The sequence below is a fragment of the Weissella muntiaci genome (genome assembly GCF_008107635.1).
In the GTDB taxonomy this organism is placed as follows: domain Bacteria; phylum Bacillota; class Bacilli; order Lactobacillales; family Lactobacillaceae; genus Weissella; species Weissella muntiaci.
On record NZ_SDGZ01000014.1, the window covers coordinates 172,030 to 192,426 of the forward strand.

Annotated in this window: 17 protein-coding genes, 2 tRNA genes and 1 riboswitch; of the genes, 4 read left to right on the forward strand and 15 right to left on the reverse strand. The window is 41.5% G+C overall.

Features of this window, described 5'->3' with window-relative positions; genetic code table 11:
• Nucleotides 1–124 precede the first annotated feature (124 nt).
• From ESZ50_RS06055 to gnd, 4 genes are all read right to left on the reverse strand, one after another.
• On the reverse strand, nucleotides 125–772 hold the full coding sequence (locus tag ESZ50_RS06055; protein ID WP_148622684.1) for a phosphatase PAP2 family protein: 648 nt from the start codon (nucleotides 770–772) through the stop codon (nucleotides 125–127).
• A gap of 409 nt (nucleotides 773–1,181) precedes the next feature.
• A complete protein-coding gene (locus tag ESZ50_RS06060; RefSeq protein ID WP_148622685.1) occupies nucleotides 1,182–1,862 on the reverse strand; it encodes an FGGY family carbohydrate kinase in 681 nt (226 codons plus the stop codon).
• A 201-nt stretch (nucleotides 1,863–2,063) separates the two neighbouring features.
• Nucleotides 2,064–3,011, reverse strand: a complete 948-nt coding sequence (locus tag ESZ50_RS06065; protein WP_246111521.1) for an NADP-dependent oxidoreductase — start codon at nucleotides 3,009–3,011, stop codon at nucleotides 2,064–2,066.
• 259 nt (nucleotides 3,012–3,270) lie between these two features.
• Nucleotides 3,271–4,176, reverse strand: coding sequence for a phosphogluconate dehydrogenase (NAD(+)-dependent, decarboxylating) (gene gnd / locus ESZ50_RS06070; protein WP_148622686.1), 906 nt, complete (start codon nucleotides 4,174–4,176; stop codon nucleotides 3,271–3,273).
• A 183-nt stretch (nucleotides 4,177–4,359) separates the two neighbouring features.
• On the opposite strand from gnd, the gene ESZ50_RS06075 reads away from it, so the two are divergent.
• On the forward strand, nucleotides 4,360–5,202 hold the full coding sequence (locus tag ESZ50_RS06075; protein ID WP_148622687.1) for a MurR/RpiR family transcriptional regulator: 843 nt from the start codon (nucleotides 4,360–4,362) through the stop codon (nucleotides 5,200–5,202).
• A gap of 47 nt (nucleotides 5,203–5,249) precedes the next feature.
• On the opposite strand, the gene gndA is transcribed toward ESZ50_RS06075, so the two are convergent.
• Both gndA and ESZ50_RS06085 read right to left on the reverse strand, forming a co-directional pair.
• Nucleotides 5,250–6,683, reverse strand: a complete 1,434-nt coding sequence (gene gndA, locus ESZ50_RS06080; RefSeq protein WP_148622688.1) for an NADP-dependent phosphogluconate dehydrogenase — start codon at nucleotides 6,681–6,683, stop codon at nucleotides 5,250–5,252.
• 77 nt (nucleotides 6,684–6,760) lie between these two features.
• A complete protein-coding gene (locus tag ESZ50_RS06085) occupies nucleotides 6,761–7,555 on the reverse strand; it encodes an SDR family NAD(P)-dependent oxidoreductase (RefSeq protein ID WP_148622689.1) in 795 nt (264 codons plus the stop codon).
• Nucleotides 7,556–7,688: 133 nt separating this feature from the next.
• Here ESZ50_RS06085 and ESZ50_RS06090 point away from each other — a divergent pair, with 133 nt between their 5' ends.
• Complete coding sequence (locus ESZ50_RS06090; RefSeq protein WP_148622690.1) at nucleotides 7,689–8,069, forward strand: winged helix-turn-helix transcriptional regulator; 381 nt, start codon at nucleotides 7,689–7,691, stop codon at nucleotides 8,067–8,069.
• A gap of 93 nt (nucleotides 8,070–8,162) precedes the next feature.
• On the opposite strand, the gene ESZ50_RS06095 is transcribed toward ESZ50_RS06090, so the two are convergent.
• From ESZ50_RS06095 to larD, 6 genes are all read right to left on the reverse strand, one after another.
• Complete coding sequence (locus ESZ50_RS06095) at nucleotides 8,163–8,816, reverse strand: hypothetical protein (RefSeq protein ID WP_148622691.1); 654 nt, start codon at nucleotides 8,814–8,816, stop codon at nucleotides 8,163–8,165.
• 132 nt (nucleotides 8,817–8,948) lie between these two features.
• Nucleotides 8,949–13,013 (reverse strand): KxYKxGKxW signal peptide domain-containing protein, encoded by a 4,065-nt coding sequence (locus ESZ50_RS06100; RefSeq protein WP_148622692.1) that lies wholly within the window; start codon nucleotides 13,011–13,013, stop codon nucleotides 8,949–8,951.
• 288 nt (nucleotides 13,014–13,301) lie between these two features.
• Nucleotides 13,302–13,374 (reverse strand) — tRNA-Thr (locus ESZ50_RS06105).
• A 5-nt stretch (nucleotides 13,375–13,379) separates the two neighbouring features.
• A tRNA-Asn gene (locus ESZ50_RS06110) sits at nucleotides 13,380–13,452 on the reverse strand.
• A 299-nt stretch (nucleotides 13,453–13,751) separates the two neighbouring features.
• Nucleotides 13,752–14,414: a DUF3800 domain-containing protein gene (locus ESZ50_RS06115; protein ID WP_148622693.1), complete on the reverse strand. Its 663-nt coding sequence runs from the start codon at nucleotides 14,412–14,414 to the stop codon at nucleotides 13,752–13,754.
• 97 nt (nucleotides 14,415–14,511) lie between these two features.
• Complete coding sequence (gene larD, locus ESZ50_RS06120; RefSeq protein WP_148622694.1) at nucleotides 14,512–15,228, reverse strand: D/L-lactic acid transporter LarD; 717 nt, start codon at nucleotides 15,226–15,228, stop codon at nucleotides 14,512–14,514.
• 486 nt (nucleotides 15,229–15,714) lie between these two features.
• Between larD and ESZ50_RS06125 the strand changes: the two genes are divergently transcribed.
• Together ESZ50_RS06125 and mscL are read left to right on the forward strand one after the other, a co-directional pair.
• Nucleotides 15,715–16,371 (forward strand): histidine phosphatase family protein, encoded by a 657-nt coding sequence (locus ESZ50_RS06125; RefSeq protein WP_148622695.1) that lies wholly within the window; start codon nucleotides 15,715–15,717, stop codon nucleotides 16,369–16,371.
• A 59-nt stretch (nucleotides 16,372–16,430) separates the two neighbouring features.
• Nucleotides 16,431–16,802, forward strand: coding sequence for a large-conductance mechanosensitive channel protein MscL (gene mscL / locus ESZ50_RS06130; RefSeq protein WP_148622696.1), 372 nt, complete (start codon nucleotides 16,431–16,433; stop codon nucleotides 16,800–16,802).
• 34 nt (nucleotides 16,803–16,836) lie between these two features.
• Here the strand turns inward: mscL and ESZ50_RS06135 are convergent, their stop codons facing one another.
• The 3 genes from ESZ50_RS06135 to larE all read right to left on the reverse strand — a co-directional run bounded on the left by ESZ50_RS06135 (nucleotide 16,837) and on the right by larE (nucleotide 20,385).
• Nucleotides 16,837–17,460 carry a TenA family protein gene (locus tag ESZ50_RS06135; protein ID WP_148622697.1) on the reverse strand — a complete coding sequence of 208 codons (624 nt, stop codon included), beginning with the start codon at nucleotides 17,458–17,460 and terminating at the stop codon, nucleotides 16,837–16,839.
• Nucleotides 17,461–17,483: 23 nt separating this feature from the next.
• A riboswitch (TPP riboswitch) is annotated at nucleotides 17,484–17,584 on the reverse strand.
• 248 nt (nucleotides 17,585–17,832) lie between these two features.
• Nucleotides 17,833–19,269: a basic amino acid/polyamine antiporter gene (locus tag ESZ50_RS06140; RefSeq protein ID WP_148622698.1), complete on the reverse strand. Its 1,437-nt coding sequence runs from the start codon at nucleotides 19,267–19,269 to the stop codon at nucleotides 17,833–17,835.
• A gap of 285 nt (nucleotides 19,270–19,554) precedes the next feature.
• Nucleotides 19,555–20,385, reverse strand: a complete 831-nt coding sequence (gene larE, locus ESZ50_RS06145) for an ATP-dependent sacrificial sulfur transferase LarE (RefSeq protein ID WP_148622699.1) — start codon at nucleotides 20,383–20,385, stop codon at nucleotides 19,555–19,557.
• Between the last annotated feature and the right edge of the window lie 12 nt (nucleotides 20,386–20,397).

A 20,397-nucleotide genomic window follows, 5' to 3' on the forward strand; every position in this document is an offset into this window, starting at 1 on the left:
TTACCAAAAACCGCTTCCTTCTGCCACAACTAATCAACAATCATCATAAAAACGTTAACCAAATAGTTGAACATATAAAAAACGCAACCTCTTGAAAAGCGGTTGCGTATATCAATTTATAAGCCTAATTTCTACGAAGATAGTTTACATACGTTGGATAGGTTAATGCCAACACAGTTATACCAATCAGTAATCCACCAATCGTGTCACTAGGATAATGGACCCCAATTAATACTCTTGAAAACATTGTTAATCCGATTAATCCAACTGCCAAAATACCAGAAATCACTTTCGCTGACTGAGAACGAACCGTTTGAACGATAATCAGGAATAACGTCCCAAATAGAATTGTTGCAAACACTGAATGTCCACTGGCAAAACTCATTCCCGATTCATGCGCAAAGGCAGGTAATCGATAAGTCTCCGGTCTTACACGACCAATCAAAACCTTCAAAACTGTGTTCCCACCAACTGCTATAACAATGTTAAATGCCAGCCAGATTGCAGCCACTCGCTGTTTGAAAACAAAATATAAAGCAACGATTATGATCAGACCGACTACAGCCCCACCAGCATCCCCCAACAAAGTTGCAATCAAGGATGCAAGTGCAACCAGCCAACTTACTCCCTGCAAATCTCCTGCGAATTTCTGAACCGCTAAATCTAATACTGGTATTGGTCCGTGCATATATTTCATTTTAACAATTAGCGCTACGATCAAAAATAAGATCAAAGAGATAACGCCAACTGTATAAGACAACTTCTTGTTCATTCTCAAGCCCCGTTTTTCCATTCTAATTTGTTTTAATTCTAAAGGTCTACTAGGCCCTTTGCATGAATTTTTGCTGAAAATAATCCATAAACATAAAAAAAGACCCATCTCACTAAATGAGTGTAGGTCTCTAGCGTTGATGTACTCCACCAAGTGCACAATCAACATTTCACCATAAACATTAGTTAGGCACCACCCCAACTAATATCTCCCGCACATCAAGGCCATCCAATCCTTGATGTGACATGTTAGGGGCTTCTACCTCCCTAACATTTTCCTCCAAGCAAATTAAACAAAGTTAATTTGCGATCGCTGGACAGCAGGGCATCGCACCCTCCAAATTGGCAGTCCTGAGACACCACTCCCTGACTAACTGCATCCCCAGCAATCTAGAGTATTGTACCACAAATCACTTAGTCATAACCTTAACCTGCATTGCCGAATCAAGGTTATACTCACCAGCAAAATTAGCTTCTATCCGCCCTAGCAAAGGCGTATCCACGATTTCTGGCAACTGTTCGGGTGCTACACCCGTGACCGCTAATGCTTGCCGATCCCATCGTCCAGTTGCCTGATTGTAAAACCCAGTCCATGTTGCTAATGATCGTTCAATGACTGATTTTGCCAATAACTGCTCAGCAAAATATGTACTTAAATCTTCATATTTCACAGTCCGCGCATAAGCACGCTCTTGATCATTCTTATACTGCAATGTCAGCACCAGCGGTGTCTGAGCATCAAAGTCAATCCCGTCCTTGCGCTCCAACTGACCACCAATTCCGTTCATTCGTAGTGCTTCCAGATATTTCATTGCTGAACCATCACCATTCAGTACCCCCGCAATCGGTAATCCCGGTTGTTCGATTGCCAGCCATCGTTTGAACAGCTTAAACTCTGCTAACGTTAAATGGTCCTGTTTGGTGATCAATGTATTGTTCACCATCACAAGCTCCTCAATCAAGCGAGCAAAGATTTCAGTGATATTATTGGTTACTAAATTTACGTCCCAAGTCTTAACGACCTCTTGTTCGGTTGTTAATCTTGCCGTATAAGCAGTCTCTGTAACATCAAATTGAAGTCGATAATCCATGACTTACTCCTCACTCATTATTCTGTGTTCTATTTTAGCACAGGGCTTGTTGAATTAATGTCACAAAACAGGATTATTAATGATTTCTATAATCAGCTTTGTTAACCCAATAAAAAACGAGCATTCAAGTCAAACACCAATTACTAAGCGACAAATCGCTTAAATCACCAGCACTATAAAATGATACTCGTTATATTTCAATTAAAACTTTAAAACGACTTTACCACGTACCGACTGTTGTTCAACAATCGTATGCCCCTTTTGTAAGTTCGTTAAATTAAATGGTAGTACCTCAGCAATCGCAACTTTGTAATCATCACTTGCTAGGCGTTCCATCAATTGGGTCAAAACTGTCGTTGTCGATTGCATTACATAATAGTCGCCACTAATATGCTTTGCATCACGAGCTGCTTTAACCTCATCACTAAGTGGCACTGTTGAGACAATCCGACCACCGTCTTTAAGTACCTTAATTGAGCCGAGCGCGTTTTTACCCCCGATGATCTCAACGACTGTATCAACAGAACTTTCTTCAATAACATCCGCAAAATTACTTTTTGTAAAATCAATCGCAACAATGTCTGCATTTAGTTCATGAATATAGTCAATATCCGTTGGCAATGCCGTTGTATAGATTTTGCTTGCTCCACGGTACAACGCAGTCTGTAAGGCAGCATAACCAACAGCACCTGCTCCACCATGGATTAGAATCGACTCACCCGCTTGCAAATTAAGTGCATCAACGACCGCCTGATAACCAGTTTGACCACCCAAAGCTAGCGCTGCCGCAGCTTCAAAAGTTACCTTGGCTGGTAAATGTCCCACCATCTTGGCTGGTACAACAGCATATTCTGCATAAGCCCCAGCATGCGGAACGGCAACTACTCGCTCACCAATTTCAAAATCTGTTACTTGCTCACCAAGTGCCTCAACCACACCAGTAACAGTTGATCCACCGATCATTGCCTTCTTAGCTGGAACACCAAAGGCCCCCGCACGGAACTTAGTATCATAAGGATCCATTGCAACCGCTGCTTGCTTGATTAGCACTTCGTCAGCTGCTGGAACCGGCTTGGTCACTTCCGTTTCATAATAGACATCAACATCACCAAAACTATCTTGCGCAATCGCCTTCATCATAACCATCATCAAATACCTTCTCGTTTTCTTTTGACTAACTTTTTATAAGTAATAAGTATAACGCTACTTCGGTAAATTACAAGGCAACTTTAACATATTTCTTTTAACTAGCTCAATTAAATAGACTGGTCGCCTTAACTAAGTATAAATATAATGCTCAAGTAACAAAAAACCTCGTAAAGCTGATTAAAGCCTTACGAGGTTTCAAAATTCAATTAAAACTGTAACAACACTCTTTCACAATGTAAGTTACACTCTAATATCTTGATTACTTCTTGTCCATTGCGTGACCACCGAAGCCATTACGCAATGCTGAAACAACCTTACCAGTGAAAGTATCAGCTTGCAATGAACGGTTACGCATCATCAATGACATAGCGATAACAGGAGCTGGTACTTGCAAGTCCAAGGCTTGCTCAACAGTCCACTTACCTTCACCAGTTGCAACTACGCGACCAGTGATGTCATCCAACTTAGGGTCCTTTGAGAATTGGTCTTCGGCCAATTCCATCAACCATGAGCGAACAACTGAACCGTTGTTCCATAGGTGAGCGACCTTTTCGAAGTCGTAATCAAATTCAGAAGCTTCCAAGATTTCGAAACCTTCACCGATAGCTTGCATCATACCGTATTCGATACCATTGTGAACCATCTTCAAGTAGTGACCTGATCCCAAACGACCAGTGTATAGGTATCCACCTTCTTGGGCGATTGAAGCAAACAATGGCTCGATTACCTTCCAAGCTTCAGCGTCATCTCCACCGATCATGAAGTTTCCACCGTTACGGGCACCAGACCATCCACCTGAAGTACCAGCATCAAAGAACTTGATGCCAGCGGCAGTAGTGCGCTTGTTTTGCTCAAGGTTGTCCTTGAAGTTTGAGTTTCCACCATCAATGATCATGTCGCCTTGATCCATCTTTGAAATCAAAGTATCGATTGTTGAGTTAGTTGGTGCACCGGCTGGAACCATAACCCAAACAACCTTTGGTGATGGTAATTGTGACAACATGTCATCAATATCTGATGCAGTTGAAACCTTATCTGAATACTCGCCAGCTTCCTTAACAAAATCTTTGTTCAAATCGAAAGCAACAACTTCGTGTCCGTTGTCAGCAGCATTCTTTACTAAGTTTAGACCCATCTTACCAAGGCCGATCATTGCAAACTTCATGAGTTATACCTCTTCTTTAATTTTTCATTTTTTAAGACATGCATAAGTATAATGCAAATCTTTTTCATTTGCAAGTCTTAATATTGTAAAATATTTACATCGTGAAATTACTACCAATAATTTTGATAATCAGTGATAATTATAGTTAGAAGTAAGTACGTTAATTATAAGGAGTATGTGAAGATGTCTCAATCTGGATTTAATCGAATCCGTTCTATGCGAGAACAACTAAGTGGGTCAGATGACAAAATTGCCGCTTACATATTGGATCATCCAACTGAGGCGCGCGGTCATACCATTCAAGAAATGGCAGATGCAATCGGCCTTTCGACTGCTACAGTGTCGCGTTTTGTAAAGCGAATCGGCTATGCTTCTTTTCGTGAATTCTCGTTAAGTCTTGTTGTTTCTAACACCAGCGAAGTCACTTTCTTCGGTGAAATTAATAAAGACGATGACACAACAGCCATTATTAAAAAGGTCTTTAGCGGTGCTCAAAATGCCCTAACAGCGACCGAAGCACTTTTAAAGGCAAGCGACTTTGAATTAGCAACCAAATGGTTAATCAATTCTCGTAAAGTTGCATTATTCGGTATCGGTGGCTCGGCACTTGTCGCCTACAACGGTTACCATAAGTTGCTTAGGACTCCCCTCTCCGTCGAGCAGCACCCGGACTATGATGTTCAACTAATGCAAGCCGTTCGCATGACTAGTGCTGATGTTGCAATCGTGATCTCACATTCAGGTCGAAATCATGATACATTAACGATTGCCCGTCAGCTAAAGAACAATGGGGTGAAGATAATCGCCATCACAGCCTACCTTCACTCAGAGCTAGCTAAAACAGCCGACGTTGTACTTTCATCGGCTGCTGAGGAAGTTAATATTCGTAGTGAGTCTATGTCTTCATTGATTGCACAAATGACGATTATGGATAGTCTATTTACATTAGTCGGCGTTCAAATGGGCGAGATGACACAAACAGTTGTTGATGATATGCGTGTTGCAATCGAACGAACCCGTGAATAATAAAAAGACGTTGCTAAATAATTTTAGCAACGTCTTTTTATTATCTATTATGCTTCTTCATACCAAGAATAGTGGAAGGCTTCTCCACGTGGCTCATCAACTCTTTCATAAGTATGTGCACCAAAGTAATCGCGCTGAGCTTGAACCAAGTTAGCTGGCAAAACTTCTGCACGATATGAATCGTAATAGGCAACAGCCGCTGATAGCGATGGCATTGGAACACCTGCTGTTACAGCCAAAGCAACAACGCGACGTGCTGCTGCTTGATACTTCATTGCGATTTCACTAAAGTAACCATTCAAAAGCAAATTATGCAAATCGGCCTTTTCATTGTAGGCATCTGTAATCCGCTGCAAGAAACGTGCTCGGATAATTGCACCCGCACGCCACAACTGTGCTAGCTCACCAAATGGCAAATCCCATTCGTACTCATCAGAAGCCATTCTTAACTGATCAAAGCCTTGAGCATAAGACATGATCTTACCGAAGTACAAAGCTTGACGAATGTTCTCCACCGTCGCAGTAACATCACCAGTAAACTCATATTCTGGTCCTGCCAATACTTCAGCCGCAGCAAGCCGATCATCCTTCATTGCCGAAATGTAGCGAGCATAAACGGACTCAGTGATTAGTGATTGTGGTGCGCCAACATTCAAGGCTGATTGTGAAGACCACTTACCAGTTCCTTTGTTTCCAGCACGGTCCAAAATCATATCAACAATTGGCTTATCTGAACCACGATCATCCTTACGAGTCAAAATGTCAGACGTAATCTCGATCAAATATGAATCTAATTCACCTTGATTCCATTCGGTAAAGGTCTTTGCCAACTGATCTGAATCCAGACCAAGGACACGCTTCAAAACATCATATGATTCAGCAATCAACTGCATATCACCATATTCAATCCCATTGTGAACCATCTTAACATAGTGACCAGCACCATCTGGCCCAACATAGGTAACTGTTGGCTTACCGTCTTCTGGTGCCTTTGCAGCAATCTCTGTCAAGATTGGCGCTACTAGGTCGTAGGCTTCCTTTTGTCCACCAGGCATCAGAGAAGGCCCTTGAAGAGCACCTAATTCACCACCTGAAACACCCATACCGATAAAGTTGATTCCTGAATCAGCCAAATACTTTGAACGGCGAACAGTATCTTCATAGAACGTGTTACCACCATCAATTAAAATGTCACCCTTTTCCAAAAATGGCAACAACTCTTCGATGACGGCATCTGTTCCTGCACCTGCTTTAACCATCAACATGATTCGACGAGGTTTCTTAATACTAGTCACAAAATCTTCAACCGTATAACCCGGTACGAATTGCTTATCTGCATGTGTCTCAACAAGATCTTTCGTCCGACTTGCCGAACGATTATAAACCGCAACCTTGTAACCGCGTGATTCAACATTTAATGCTAAATTACGACCCATAACTGCTAAACCAACAACACCAAAATCTGCCGAAGCCTCTGTCATAATATTTTCCTCCATCTTTTAATAGTTCAATTATACGCTTTCACGAATGATTTTATTAGTGACGAACTAGACCAATCTTAAAAGATTGTCGGAATCATTCCGCCGTCCATTCGTAATGCCTCGCCTGAGAACGCTGATGCCAATGGACTTGCCACAAATGTGACAAACCTACCAATTTCAAGTGGTCGAATAAATCGTTGAATTTGCGAAAGTGGCCGATGATCCTTCATAAATGCTTGTTCTTGCTCAGCCTGAGTCATATTTTGATCGGCATACATCGCTACTAACATATCGGCAACGCCCTCGGTCAACGTCGGTCCTGGCATCACCGTGTTAACCGTCACATGCGTTCCAATCGTTAGCTTTGACAAGCTCTGAGCTAATGATAGATTCATCGTCTTAGTCATACTGTACTGTGGCATTTCACCGGATGGCATCAATGCTTCCTCGCTCGCAATGAAAATAATTCGACCAAAATCGTTTTCGAGCATTGCAGGCAAATAATGTTTTGCTAGACTATTCCCAGCCAAAACGTTGACCTCAAAGAAATGTTTCCAAACCTGATCTTCAATTTCAAAATAGTCCATTGGCTGAAAGATCCCCATATTATTAACCAGAATATCCAGTCGCGGAATCGTAGCATAGATTTTTTCACGATCCTTTTCGGACGCTAAATCTGCAGCAATCCCTTGCACCTTAGCACCAGTAACCGTGGATTGTAACTCTGCAACCGTCTGATCAACGTCAATTTGACGGCGACCATTAATAATTACATTCGCCCCTTCTTGGACCATTTCACGCGCAATCGCCTTGCCAATTCCTTTAGTTGATCCCGTCACCAAAACAGTCTTGTCAATCAAATCCATCTCCATATTTTGAAGCCTCCATCCTTAATTTTACTTATTATAAGTAATACTGTATGCTTAATAAATGTTTTATAACAGTACCAACCAAAAAGTATCATAGGGGCTTAAAAGTAATTTTTGTGTATTAGGGGGAATGAGTATGAGTGATAAAGTTGCTTATAATATTGGCGTTGAAGCAACCATGGAAGTTATCGGTGGCAAGTGGAAGCCCATCATCCTTTGTAATCTACGCGACCATGCCATGCGGCCAAGTGATTTGAAACGCCAAATCCCAGGAATCAGTCAAAAAATGCTGACACAGCAATTACGTGAATTAGAGGCTGATCATATCGTTAATCGCACATCGTATAACGAAGTTCCACCGCGGGTCGAATATTCGCTAGACCAATATGGCCAAACTCTGAGTATCTTACTAGACGAAATCTGTCGTTGGGGCGAAATGCATGTTGCTACCCTACAAAGCCAAGGTGTTCCAGTCTCTTTACGGCATGACTCGTCTGCCACGGGTTTAAAAATATAATAAAAAGAAGCCCAGGATCGGTCTCGAATGTATCTAAAAGTTGCTACAACTTTTAGATAACACTCGAATTAACCCCTATCCTGAGCTTTTTTGTTATGCAATAACAATCATCTGTAAAGCAGCTAACCATTGTTCAGTTTCCGCATCTAAATTCTGCGTATCCTTAAATACAATTGTTGAATAAACTACTCGTACATTGTGCCAATTAATTGTCTCATCTTTTTTTAGACCACGCGCTAACTCCATGATCTGTTCTTCAGTAATCTTAGCCAATCGTTCTGGATCATCCGCAAAGGAGCTTAAAAACCAATTCAAACTCAGTTGCTGAGCTAGTTGATCAACCCAAACATCATCTTCAAAAACAACTTGAATTCTTTTTTGTAAAGGAACAGCCGGCAACTCTTTTTTGATAAAACTCCGGAAACTTGCAAAATTTTGATCAACTAAATAATAAAACTGCCAAGGAACTTGATTGGCAATTGCACCCAACGTAGCTTGATTAAATTGATTAAAGTTCCAACTCGTCGAGATTTCTCCCTGCTCTAACCAAATCGACAACCATCGTTGCATTGTCTGTTGCGTTACATCCACTTGCTGATTTCCCTGCATTAGATAATAACGAACTTGCATAAACTCGGTCATCTGTTGACCTGAAATTACCTTAGTTGGCAATTTCCTATTATGCTGCCGTAAATTTCGAACTTTTTTTATTCGGCTACTGCTAGCAAAACTACCTTGTTTAACCACATCAATACCACCTATATTTGCAAGTTATTATCCGTTAATTTTAGCACCTTTAACACGCGCATTGATATAATTGCACCTAAAAAGCCCAAAGCTTAGCTTTGGGCCTTTTAAAATAGTTAAACTATAAGATCTTTAATTATTTTCATCACGTTTCCGACGTCCGGCGAAAAGTAAAACAGCTGCCGTCGAAGCTGAGATGCCGATCAACGCTTCCCATGTGGCATTACCAGTTAAACCAGTTACCGGCAAGATGTTTGCTTCCTTTTGGACGCTCTGCTTGATTATTGGTGCAACTACTTTTGGAGCTTCCGCGGGTGCTGCCACAACCGTCACCTTTTGAACAGAACTGATTGTAATTACCTTACCATCAGTTGGATCTGTATAGGTATACGCGTAAATCACCGGATAGGTCCCTGCTAAGGATGTGTTCAATGCACTCCGATCAACAGACAACTTTCCGCCTGCAACTTCGTTAGTAATCACAGCTGTTCCGTCACTAAACGTACCGCCAACTGATATTGTAATATTTGCTGGTGCCGTGATCGTTGGCGTTGCAAAGATCGTCACCATTTGAGTCGCCGTAACACTTGCCATTTGTCCACTTACTGGATCGGCATAAGTATATGTGTAAATTACTGGATAGATACCTGCCACAGCGACATTCACTGCACTACTATCAACTGTACTTGTACCACCCGCAACCGCATCAACAACCGTTGCCACACCCGCTGTGTACTTTGCATTCAATGATATAGCAACATTCGCTGGTGCCGTAATCGTTGGGGCCGCAAAGACTGTTACTAATTGAGTTGCTGTAATCGTGGTTGCCTGCCCGCTGGCTGGATCAGTATATGTGTAGGAATAAACCACTGGATACGTTCCTGCCAAAGTCGTATTTAGCGCACTCGTGTCAATTTTAATCGACCCGTCCTTTGACTCATTCGTAACGACTGCATTACCCGTTGTATAGTTGCCATTCAAGGTAACCGAGATATTTGCAGGCGCTGTGATCTTTGGCAGTGTAGCAACAACGACCAGCTGAGTTGCCTTAATTGTTTCAGCTTGACCGCTAGCTGGATCGATATACGCGTAGGTATAAACCACCGGATAAGTCCCCGCCACTGCCGTATTCACGACACTGCTATCGACAGTTGATGTACCACCCGCAACCTCATTAGCGATTGTCGCAACACCAGCTGTATAACTACCGTTTAAATCAACTGCGATACTTGCCGGTGCCGTAATTGTTGGCTCGGCAAACACAGTCACTGTTTGAGTCGCTGTGATTGTCTTAGTTTGTCCATCGGCAGGATTGACGTATGTGTAAGTATAGACCACTGGATATGCACCTGCCACGGCCATATTCACAGCACTACTATCAACGGCTGTCGTACCGCCTGTAATCGTATTTGCGATCGTGGCGCTACCCGCATTATAGACACTGTTCAATACTACTGCTACATTTGCTGGTGCAACAATCGTCGGCGCAACAAACACCGTTACTGTTTGGGTCGCTTTAATCGTTGTCATCTGACCACTGGTCGGATCGGTGTATGCATAGGTGTAGACTACTGGATAGGTTCCGGCTACCGCCGTGTTCACTGCGCTACTATCAACCGTGCCTGTACCACCGGAAACTTCATTCGCCACCGTTGCAACACCAGCATTATAAGTGCCATTTGATGGAATCGATACATCAGCTGGCGCCGTAATGGTCGGTTCAGCAAAAATCGTTACTGTCTGGGTCGCCTTGATCGTCATCACTTGTCCACTCACCGGATCAGTATATGCATAGGTGTATACCACTGGATAGGTTCCAAGAACAGCAGTGTCCACCGCACTACTATCAACGGCAGTTGTACCACCAGCAATCTGATTTGCAACTGTGGCTGTCCCAGCTGAGTAGGCACCATTTACCACTACCGCAGCGTCTGCCGGCGCCGCAATCGTAGGGATAGCAAGTACTGTTACAGTCTGGGTGGTTGCAACCGAGGCTGGCTTTCCGGTCGTCATATCGGTGTAATTATAAGTATATGTTACATCGTAGACGCCTGGAGTAGCTGTGTCTGCCGCTCCGGTGACAGTCGTACTACCACCATCAATCGAGGCACTTTGATCAGAAACCGTCGCTGCTGGGACAGTACCACCTACCATGATTGTTACTGGTTGTGCGGTAATTGTTGGTGCAGGATATCCCAACGCAACCTGGCGGACACCATTTGCCAACAAATCGCTACTTACCCCGTCCATTGTTACAACACCAGCATTATAAGTCAGATTCTTGTATTGTTGAACATCTAGCGGTGTATCACCAGCTGCTTTAGAGGTCGTACCATTCCAGCTTGCCGTCGTTGCATTGGTAATCACAAGTTGCCCACTACCAGTAACAACATTTCCAGCGATTGGATTGTTCGTTGTATCAACCAGCGCAAATTCAGTATCCCGTGGCGCATCAATTGTTAGTGCGGACCCCGCCATGACATTAATCAGGGAATTATTCGAGGTTAAATTCATCGTAGCTCCGTTAGCAATTGATCCGGTAATATTACTCGATCCACCCAAAGTAAATGCCGCGTATTGTAATCCCGTAGCACTCAATGTTAGATTCTTACCGATTTGAATAACACGGGTTGCTCCGACTGGCACATCCATGTTCGTGATACTAACTGATGTGTCCAAGATCTTTTGTGTATTCGTCTGCGTCCAAGTAACATTATCACCGAGGTAATAATTATTAACATCTGAATAAACACTTGGATAAGCATTGCTACTTGCATCGTTTTGAATATTGACCGTTGCACCATCACCAACAATGAAGCTTTGAGCTGCCTGAGTCGCCGTTAACGTTTGACCACCAACCGTTACAGGCTCAACACCAGTAATAGCTGCTTCATTGGCATATGTACCAGTCGTAGTATTTGCCGCCGTCGCGTTGGCCCCGTTATTCACATCCCAGTTATCGAAATAAAAGAACGAATCAGCATAGTCCGCAATTCCACTTGGTCGAGTTAACGTTAGTTTTGCACCATTGGCAATGTAGATTGCTCCACCAACGACAGGCTCACGGACATCAGTCGCATTAATCGTTCCGGAAAGAACAATTGCTGAACCTTCAGCATTTACTAAACGATTAGCATAATCGGTTGCATTTGTTGAATTCACAACCGCCGGATTACCAGTCAAAGTTACGTTATTGATGTAGTAATTCCAATTGGCTCCAGAGTTTCGCATCGTTCCTTCAACCAAACCATGACTCCAAGTATTGGCGGCGTTGTTATCCGAATTATTATCAGGGAACGAAGTTGACCATTGCTGGAAAGTTCCGTTAATCAATGCAAAATATTGATTTGATGCAGTCGCTGTCATTGTTGTACCAACACCTGGCACATTCGTTGAACCGGCTTGGATTGTTGTTCCAGTCGCCCCCGTGTTAAAGGCTGAATATCCCATGTTCACGGTGTGACCATTTGCATTGACAATCAAACTTGATCCACGGTAGCCCAAATCGTTACTCATCGCCGTGCTAGGTGCAGACAAGTCACCCATCAGATCAATATATGAGATTGAGTTATCAGCATATACATCCTCTAAGCCAGCCCATGTATATACTTGCGCATACCCGTTTGTTACAACAGCATCAGTTGTAGCCAGCCCAGTCGTTACATCTGGCGAAGTAAAGGTATTCGTATATGGCACTGCTGGATTAGTTTGTTTCGTTGATGACGCCTTCGCAGTTGCCTCATAATTAGCCGCATTGGTAACATAATCACCATCCGCAACCGTCGTCGTTGTTGTAGATGTGACGGCTGGCGTTGCAACTGCCATTCGCGCCATTCGTTCGGCCACCGGCGTTGCAACTGCCGGGCTGCTTGTAGATACCGCCGAGCTAACTACGCTACTACTTGGCGTAATACTTGATGTCGCAACACTTGCGCTACTAGCCGAGCTACTACTTACTGCCAAACTTGACGTTGCCGCTACACTACTTGTTACCGCACTACTGCTTGCTACCACAGGCTCAGCAGTCGCACTGCTCGATACACTAGCTACTGCCGGTACTGTAACAACGTCAGCTGAAGCACTTTGTTGTATATTGCCCAACATTAGACCGGCAAGCATTGCAGTTGTTGCTAAACCTGCATATACCCATGCCTTGCCGTCTTTATACATTTTATAATGTGTTTTCCCAGTATCCATATTATTTTCCACATCCTCAGAATATAAATTATCTTGAAATAGACCTGCTAATCAGATGAATTATACCCTTAACGCCGGAAATAAACAATGCAATATCATTACTTTATATATATTAGATCCAAGGGACAAAACGACGAATAATCTTGTTAAACAGATAATCAATCGTCGTACTTGGGCGGTTGTAGTGTATGCAATATATATATACATTACACAAAGAATTCAGAAAACACACATTCCTAAAAAAATAAAAAGCCTCTGAACAAAGAATGTTCAGAGACTTTTTCCCTATGCCGACTATAGGATTCGAACCTACGACCCTCGGTTTACGATACCGATGCTCTACCAACTGAGCTAAGTCGGCAAATACTCCGAATGCCGGGCTCGAACCGGCGACAACCTGATTAACAGTCAGGTGCTCTACCAACTGAGCTAATTCGGAATAATGCTACCTGAATATTATCTATGATTGCTTCAAATTCGTCAAGCACTTGTTTCCAATACTAAACAAAAAGACCAAGCTGGGTAACTTGGTCTTTCCGATTTCAATATCTCTTGGGAAAAATATTGAAGTATATTTTCATTTAGGAGTAGGTTATGCATGAAATTACTGGGTAATAATTTCACTTAGGAAGAAGAAAATATATGCTTTCTTGTGGGTTATCAAAAGGTTATCCCTTTCGATGTGTTAAATATAACGCCGATAGCTTAAAGCCACATTCAATGAACAATTAATAAACCTTAAAGTTCCATTTTGTTTTTAGGATAATGAGTTTTATTTATAATTCGCGCTTCTAAAGATTGCAAAGCCCGTTTCTCTCGTAATTCATAATTCTCATAAATTGCATTCGCCACAAAGTCAGCCAACTGTAAGAAAATCGAATGATGTGAAGCTTGAAAATCAACCGTTGGCTTAACCATCTCCCTTTGCCACTCCTCCCAGACATGGATATCCAGCAGTTCATGAAAACGGCGCGAGATTTTTTCGGACTTATCACGTTCATCAAAAGTAATTGTAATTTCTTCCAATTCTGCATCTGCATCAACAATCATTTTCATCAATTCTAATGCCAACAAATCATAAAGCTCACTGGCCTGCTCTTTAAAATTGGGTATAATCTCTTTTAAATCAGCTACCACATAAAAGATTTGAAAATCCAATTCATCAATCACCTTAGCTAAGAAAGTCGCCCGCTCGCCAATGCTAACATTGGAGGCCTTAATCTCACCATGATCATTCATCCGACCCAAATGTCGATATTTTAATTCCGTGAATAATTGATGCAATCGTCTCCGAATTGATTCTTGTCCCTCAACGTTCAAGACAACTGCCGCTAAGACAAAATATCGTCCTTGCCGCCCTAAGTTCCCCGACTCATCAATAAAGACCACCTTATCTGTCATAACTTTACCCTCTAGGCAAAGTATACAACATCATTAGTTTTTTTAGGCAATAAAAATATCCAGTTGTATAAATACAACTGGATAGCTATTTTATCTATTAAATGCCCAAGAAATATTTTGCAAAGAATGCCGCCGCAATTGCTCCCACAAATGGTGCAATTCCAGGAACCAAGATTGCGTATTTCCAATCTGAAGGTGCCTTATCAGCAATTGGCAAAACGCGGTGTGCCAAACGTGGTCCCATGTCTCGTGCAAGGTTCATTGCGAAACCGGTTGGTCCACCAAGTCCCATACCAATTGCCCATACTAACAAACCAACCCCAATTGGAACAACTCCTGGAGTAGCGTCAAAACGAGCAATTGCCATGATCCCCGTCAAAAAGACGAATGTCGCAAATCCCTCGACAAAGAAATTACGAGGCAAGTTGCGGATTGCTGGCGATGTTGAAAAGATGTTTCGGATTACGATTGGGTCGATATCACCTTCTGATGCCTTAAATTGATCAGCATACATAAAGTAGATAATGATTGATCCAACCATTCCACCCAAAACCTCAGCAATTGAATAAGGAATAACATTCACCCATGCAATATTTCCTAAAATGGCTTGTGCAACAACCATTGCAGGATTCATTGATACGCCACCAAAAATAAATAGAGCAATTGAAATACCAAATCCCCATGTCGTAATCGCAAACAAATGCCCTGAACCATGATATTTAGTATTATTCAAAATTGTGTCAGCGTGAACCCCCACACCGAAAATAATCATAAGCGCAGTACTCAAGAATTCTGCCAATAACTGATGCATTATTAATAACTCCTAGCTTCCTTTAAATATATAAATGATAAATTTGCCCAAAGGCAACCAAACTCTAAAAATAATACAGGTATATCAGTCCATCAGTCGTAACTTTTAAGCGTAGCATTTGTTACTCATGACAATGTAAGCGTTTTCCATTTTTCAAACCTTTAACAAACAGCGCTACCGACTGGATTTCTCTCCAAAATTGACTCATCAAAAGAAATGGCTAAGTTTTTCTTAACTGATTGACTTCCTAATTCATTATTAAGGCAAGTCGATTGTAATACTACATATATCCGCAAGAACACATACTATCTTGATATAAAGGACTCGCAAAGACGCAATTAACTGCTCAAATCACCCTATGTATGATTTGTTACCGTAAAAAGTGACATTCTTTCCAAAAACATTTGAAAATATCTTCACTAAGTTCCTTTTGCCTATCACTATTTGAAGGTGCATAATGAAGGCAAATACATTAATTGGAGTATTATTATGACTAAACTTAACTTATACGTCGTAAGGCACGGACAGACATATTTTAATATTTACAATAAATTGCAGGGTTGGAGTAACGCTCCTTTAACCGAGAAAGGCATTCAAGGCGCTGTTACAACTGGACAAAAGCTCGCCAACATTCATTTCTCGGCAGCCTACAGCTCTGACACCACTCGCGCACAAGATACTGCCAACATCATTCTTAAAGAAAACAATTCCGCTGAGGGAGTTACTCTAATTACCAGCCCCTTCATTCGTGAACAATTTTACGGATCATTCGAAGGCGATGATATGGATGTAGTCTGGGAGAAAGTTGGCGCTCCTTATAACATGCACACGTTTAAAGAATTGGTTGAAAATTTCTCATTAGCTAAGATTCGCGAACTGATGAAAGCTGCTGATCCACGTCACGATGCGGAGAATAATACAGAATACTGGCAACGCGTCGAGCAAGGTTTCACATTAATTGCAAATAATCCCGAGCTCCACGACAACGATAATGTTTTATTGATCAGCCATGGTAACACAATTCTCAGCCTACTCGAACGGTATGGTGATGGCAAGTTTGATACTCGAGTCCGTCCAGATAACGGTAGTGTTACCAAGATGGAACTTGCTGACGGAGATTTAACAATCATCAGCTACAATCAATAAAGTTTACTAGCCCCCTATGCTATAATTTAGCTGGGTATTTATTATTTTAGGGGGGTTTTATGCTTAAGGAATTTAAAGCTTTTATTTTACGAGGCAATGTCTTAGACTTGGCTGTTGGTGTCATTATCGGGGCCGCTTTTACCGCAATTGTTAAATCATTGGTTGATAATTTGATTAATCCTTTGATTGGTATTTTTGTTCGTAATAGTGCCTTGAACAAACTGGATTTCAGTTTATTGGGAGCCAAGTTTACCTATGGAGCATTTTTAAATGATGTAATCAATTTCTTGATTACCGCCTTTGTGGTATTTTTGTTGGTTAAAACCATCAACCGACTCTTCCCAAAGAGTCCTAAGGATGAGACACCAATCTTGAACGAAGAACTTGAAACATTACGCGAAATTCGCGACTTATTGCAAAAAGAACACTAAGAAAAGCCCAAGCCAGTGATGGCTTGGGCTTTTCCTATTCCTTTAGAAAGGCATGTGCCCAGAAGTCATATTCAAAAGCATATGATTTTTGATAAATCGCCTCGTAACTTGCTAGTACATCTGAGTCAACCTGCTTAAAACTTGGCACTAATTGATCGATCGTCTGCCATATCCACTGCACACCTGCTTGATATGCATCTGCCACATAATACTTCATCCACGCTGAATAACGTTCCGAGCTATGATCATTTAGCAACGCTTTCCCAATCAAATGATAAGACTCTGTACATGGCAATAACGCTAACAAACCTTGCAATGGATCTCTACTCGATACGGTATCTTCAATGTGTGCCAAGTAAGCTAGATTATGATCGGCAATCTCAATCTGCTTAAATCTATTACTCGGAGCTAAACCAAGATGTGCATCACTCTCATCCGTATCTGCAACAATCGAACTCCTCAAATTAGGAGGTAGCAGTTGCTCAACCTGTAGACTTAAATCCATAAAACGAGCAACATAATATTCGTCTTGCGCTACATAATAGTCCCGAGAAATTTGTGACAATTCCCCGCTTCTCAAACCATCAATAAACGGTAACTGCAAAATTGAGGCTAACTCTGTCTGACTTTGCGTCAATAAGTATTCATGAAAATCCATTATATTTTTTAGGTAATTAATACTAATTTAAATTACCACTTTCCTCCGTAAGTCCTAACTTATTCAGGTTCAAAGGGTCCAATTGCTTGTCTCAGGCTATCATTAGCCACCCCTAGTGATCTTAATTTGATTGTAACATAAACAAAAGCGACCAGCTGGGTACTGGTCGCTTTTGTTACTTAGCACTAATAGTGCTGAGTCATATATTTTAGGAGTAGGTTATGCACAAAGTCAAAAGCCTTTGTGTTTAGAGTATATGTTTTTGTAAGTGGGTTTCATCGAAAAGGCTGGGTTACCTTTTCGATATAGTTAATATAAGCCCGCAAGCTTAAACCCACATTAGACCAACAATAAACGAACCATAAATTTTTATTAGATTGTCAAGTTTCCTTGCGTAACAGCAACCAAGGCAAGTACCGCAATCACTGTAATTACAGCCATCAAGACCCACTCAACCACTCGAACCTGTTTACCAGCATGTTTCCGCGCAACCATGTAGAAAATAAACCCTAATACATAAATGATGGTTGCCAGCCATAAGAAACGTAATCCGACGAATACTAGCACTGATATCTCAAAGCCTGCCGACAACAGCCCTGGGAGAAATACTGCAAGACGCTTTTGCTGCCACCCTAGCTTAATCATATAACTTCCCACGAAGGTATATGTAATGATAATTGCTGACGTACTCATCGAGAAGGCAAAATTATAGGCCTGATCAGTGAACACTAGCGTAATCAGGAATAATTGCATCAAAATTTGAGTAATAAACAATGCGTGCGCCGGTGCCTTATATTTATTTAACACCCCAAACCACTTTGGTAGCAAATTCTGCTTAGCCATCAATGAGGTTGATTCAACTGGTAGCATAGTCCATGACAACCAAGCCCCAAAGATTGAAACCATCAACCCAAGTGAGATAAACGCACCGCCAATTGGTCCAAGCATTTGCTTGAAAATATAGACAACGACTGGATGTGGCATTTGTACTAACTCTTGTTGACTCAAGTAACCGTATGGCAAAATCGAAATGATGATGTAAATGACCAACAAAGTCAGGACACCAATGATTGTAGCCTTTCCAGCATCGGATTTACGCTTTGCACGATCTGCCAACATTGTAGCGCCTTCGATCCCGACAAAGACCCACATCATTGCCATAATTGACCCTTGGATTTGTTTAAGAACACCACCTGTCGTAGCTGGTTTGAAGAAGATCTTACCACTATCCGTATTTACAACCACATTGCCCCAGAAATGGGCGGTAAAAATATCTGCCTTAAATGCGAGAATAATCATAATAATAAATGCAAAAATTGGAATCAGTTTTGTAATTGTAACAACTAAATTCAATAGTGCCGCACTTTCAATTCCGCGCGAAACAATCCAGGTCAACAGCCAGGAAATCATGGAGGCGAAGATAATTGCTTCAACACTATTACCCGACTTAAATGAAGGTATGAAATACCCCACTGCCGACATCATCATCGTGGCAAAAGCAATATTACCTAGCCATCCAGACAGCCAATAACCCCATCCCGAAACAAAGCCGGCAAAATCACCAAAACCATCGCGAGCATAATCGGCAATTCCATTTAGTTCTGGTTTATTCAGCACTAAATAATTTAAATTCCAAGCTAACAACAAGATTCCTATCCCTGTAATTAGCCAGGCAATTAATGAAACCCCTGGTGTTGCATTGTTTGCCAATGTTGCAGGCAGGTCATAAATACCTGCACCAATAGCTGAAGAGACAACCAACGCAATTAACGCTGGTAGTGCAATCCCTTTTTTCCCGTATTCATCCATAGCTTGCCTTCTCATTCCTTCAAAAAAGTATACTTACCATTTTACACAATTTATTCATAAAATAAAGCATTTTCTGCATAAATATAATTTAAAGATTGAAAATGTTGCATAAAAATCCCCCGTCAAAACAAATATTCCTCATTATAACTGGTAAATTAGTAGATTTTGTGATAAATCACACGCGATTATCTACTATATTATTTTAACGCTTAAAAAAAATGCGACTAGTTTTCCGTTGGGAAAACAGTCACATTTATTATTTATATAATATTTTGTCGCAGTAGCTTACTTTGTGAGCGCTAACTTAGTTTCTTTCGTTAAAGTGTCATTCATGCGACCAGACTTGAAGCCCATCAAATCCAATGTAACATATTGATATCCAAGTTCACGGAAGTAACGATCAATATCAGCTGCTTCTGCCAGCAATGCTGCCAATTGTTCACTTGGCACTTCAATCCGCGCAGTCATCTCTTGTACACGCACACGAACAGTCGCAAATCCTTGTTGGCGCAAATATGCTTCTGCCTGCTTCACACGCTCAATTGCTTCTAATGTTAACACAGTATTATAGGGGAAGCGTGATGATACTGAACAAGAGGCCACCTTATTCCAATTGCTTAAGCCCATTTGGGCAGCCAAATCGCGCACGTCCTGCTTATACATATCAGCAACTTGCAACGTTGAAATAGCACCTTCTTCATCACGTGCCTTCAAGCCTGGCCGAAAGTCACTGTTGTCGTCCATAATCATTCCATCTAAAATTGCATCTGCATGATATTCACCAGCCAAATCATTCATCCGTTGATAGAACATCTTCTTCATCCAGTACCATGAGGCTGGCATGTTATGCCTGATCTCGTCATTTGTAAGATAATCAATTTGAGTCGTTACCACTTCAACATCTAACTGCTTACCTAAGCTAACAGCTTTCTCAAATTCCGAATTTGTAAATAATTCTGAATTTGCTACAACTGCCACAACATTTGTCGTCCCGAGTGCTTCAATTGCTAATTTCAAAACTAAGGTTGAATCAATTCCACCTGAAAAAGCAACTAATACGCGCTGATATTGCTTGATACTGTCAATTGCGACAGCTTTCTTTTCTGCTAAAGTCATTTTTCTTACCTA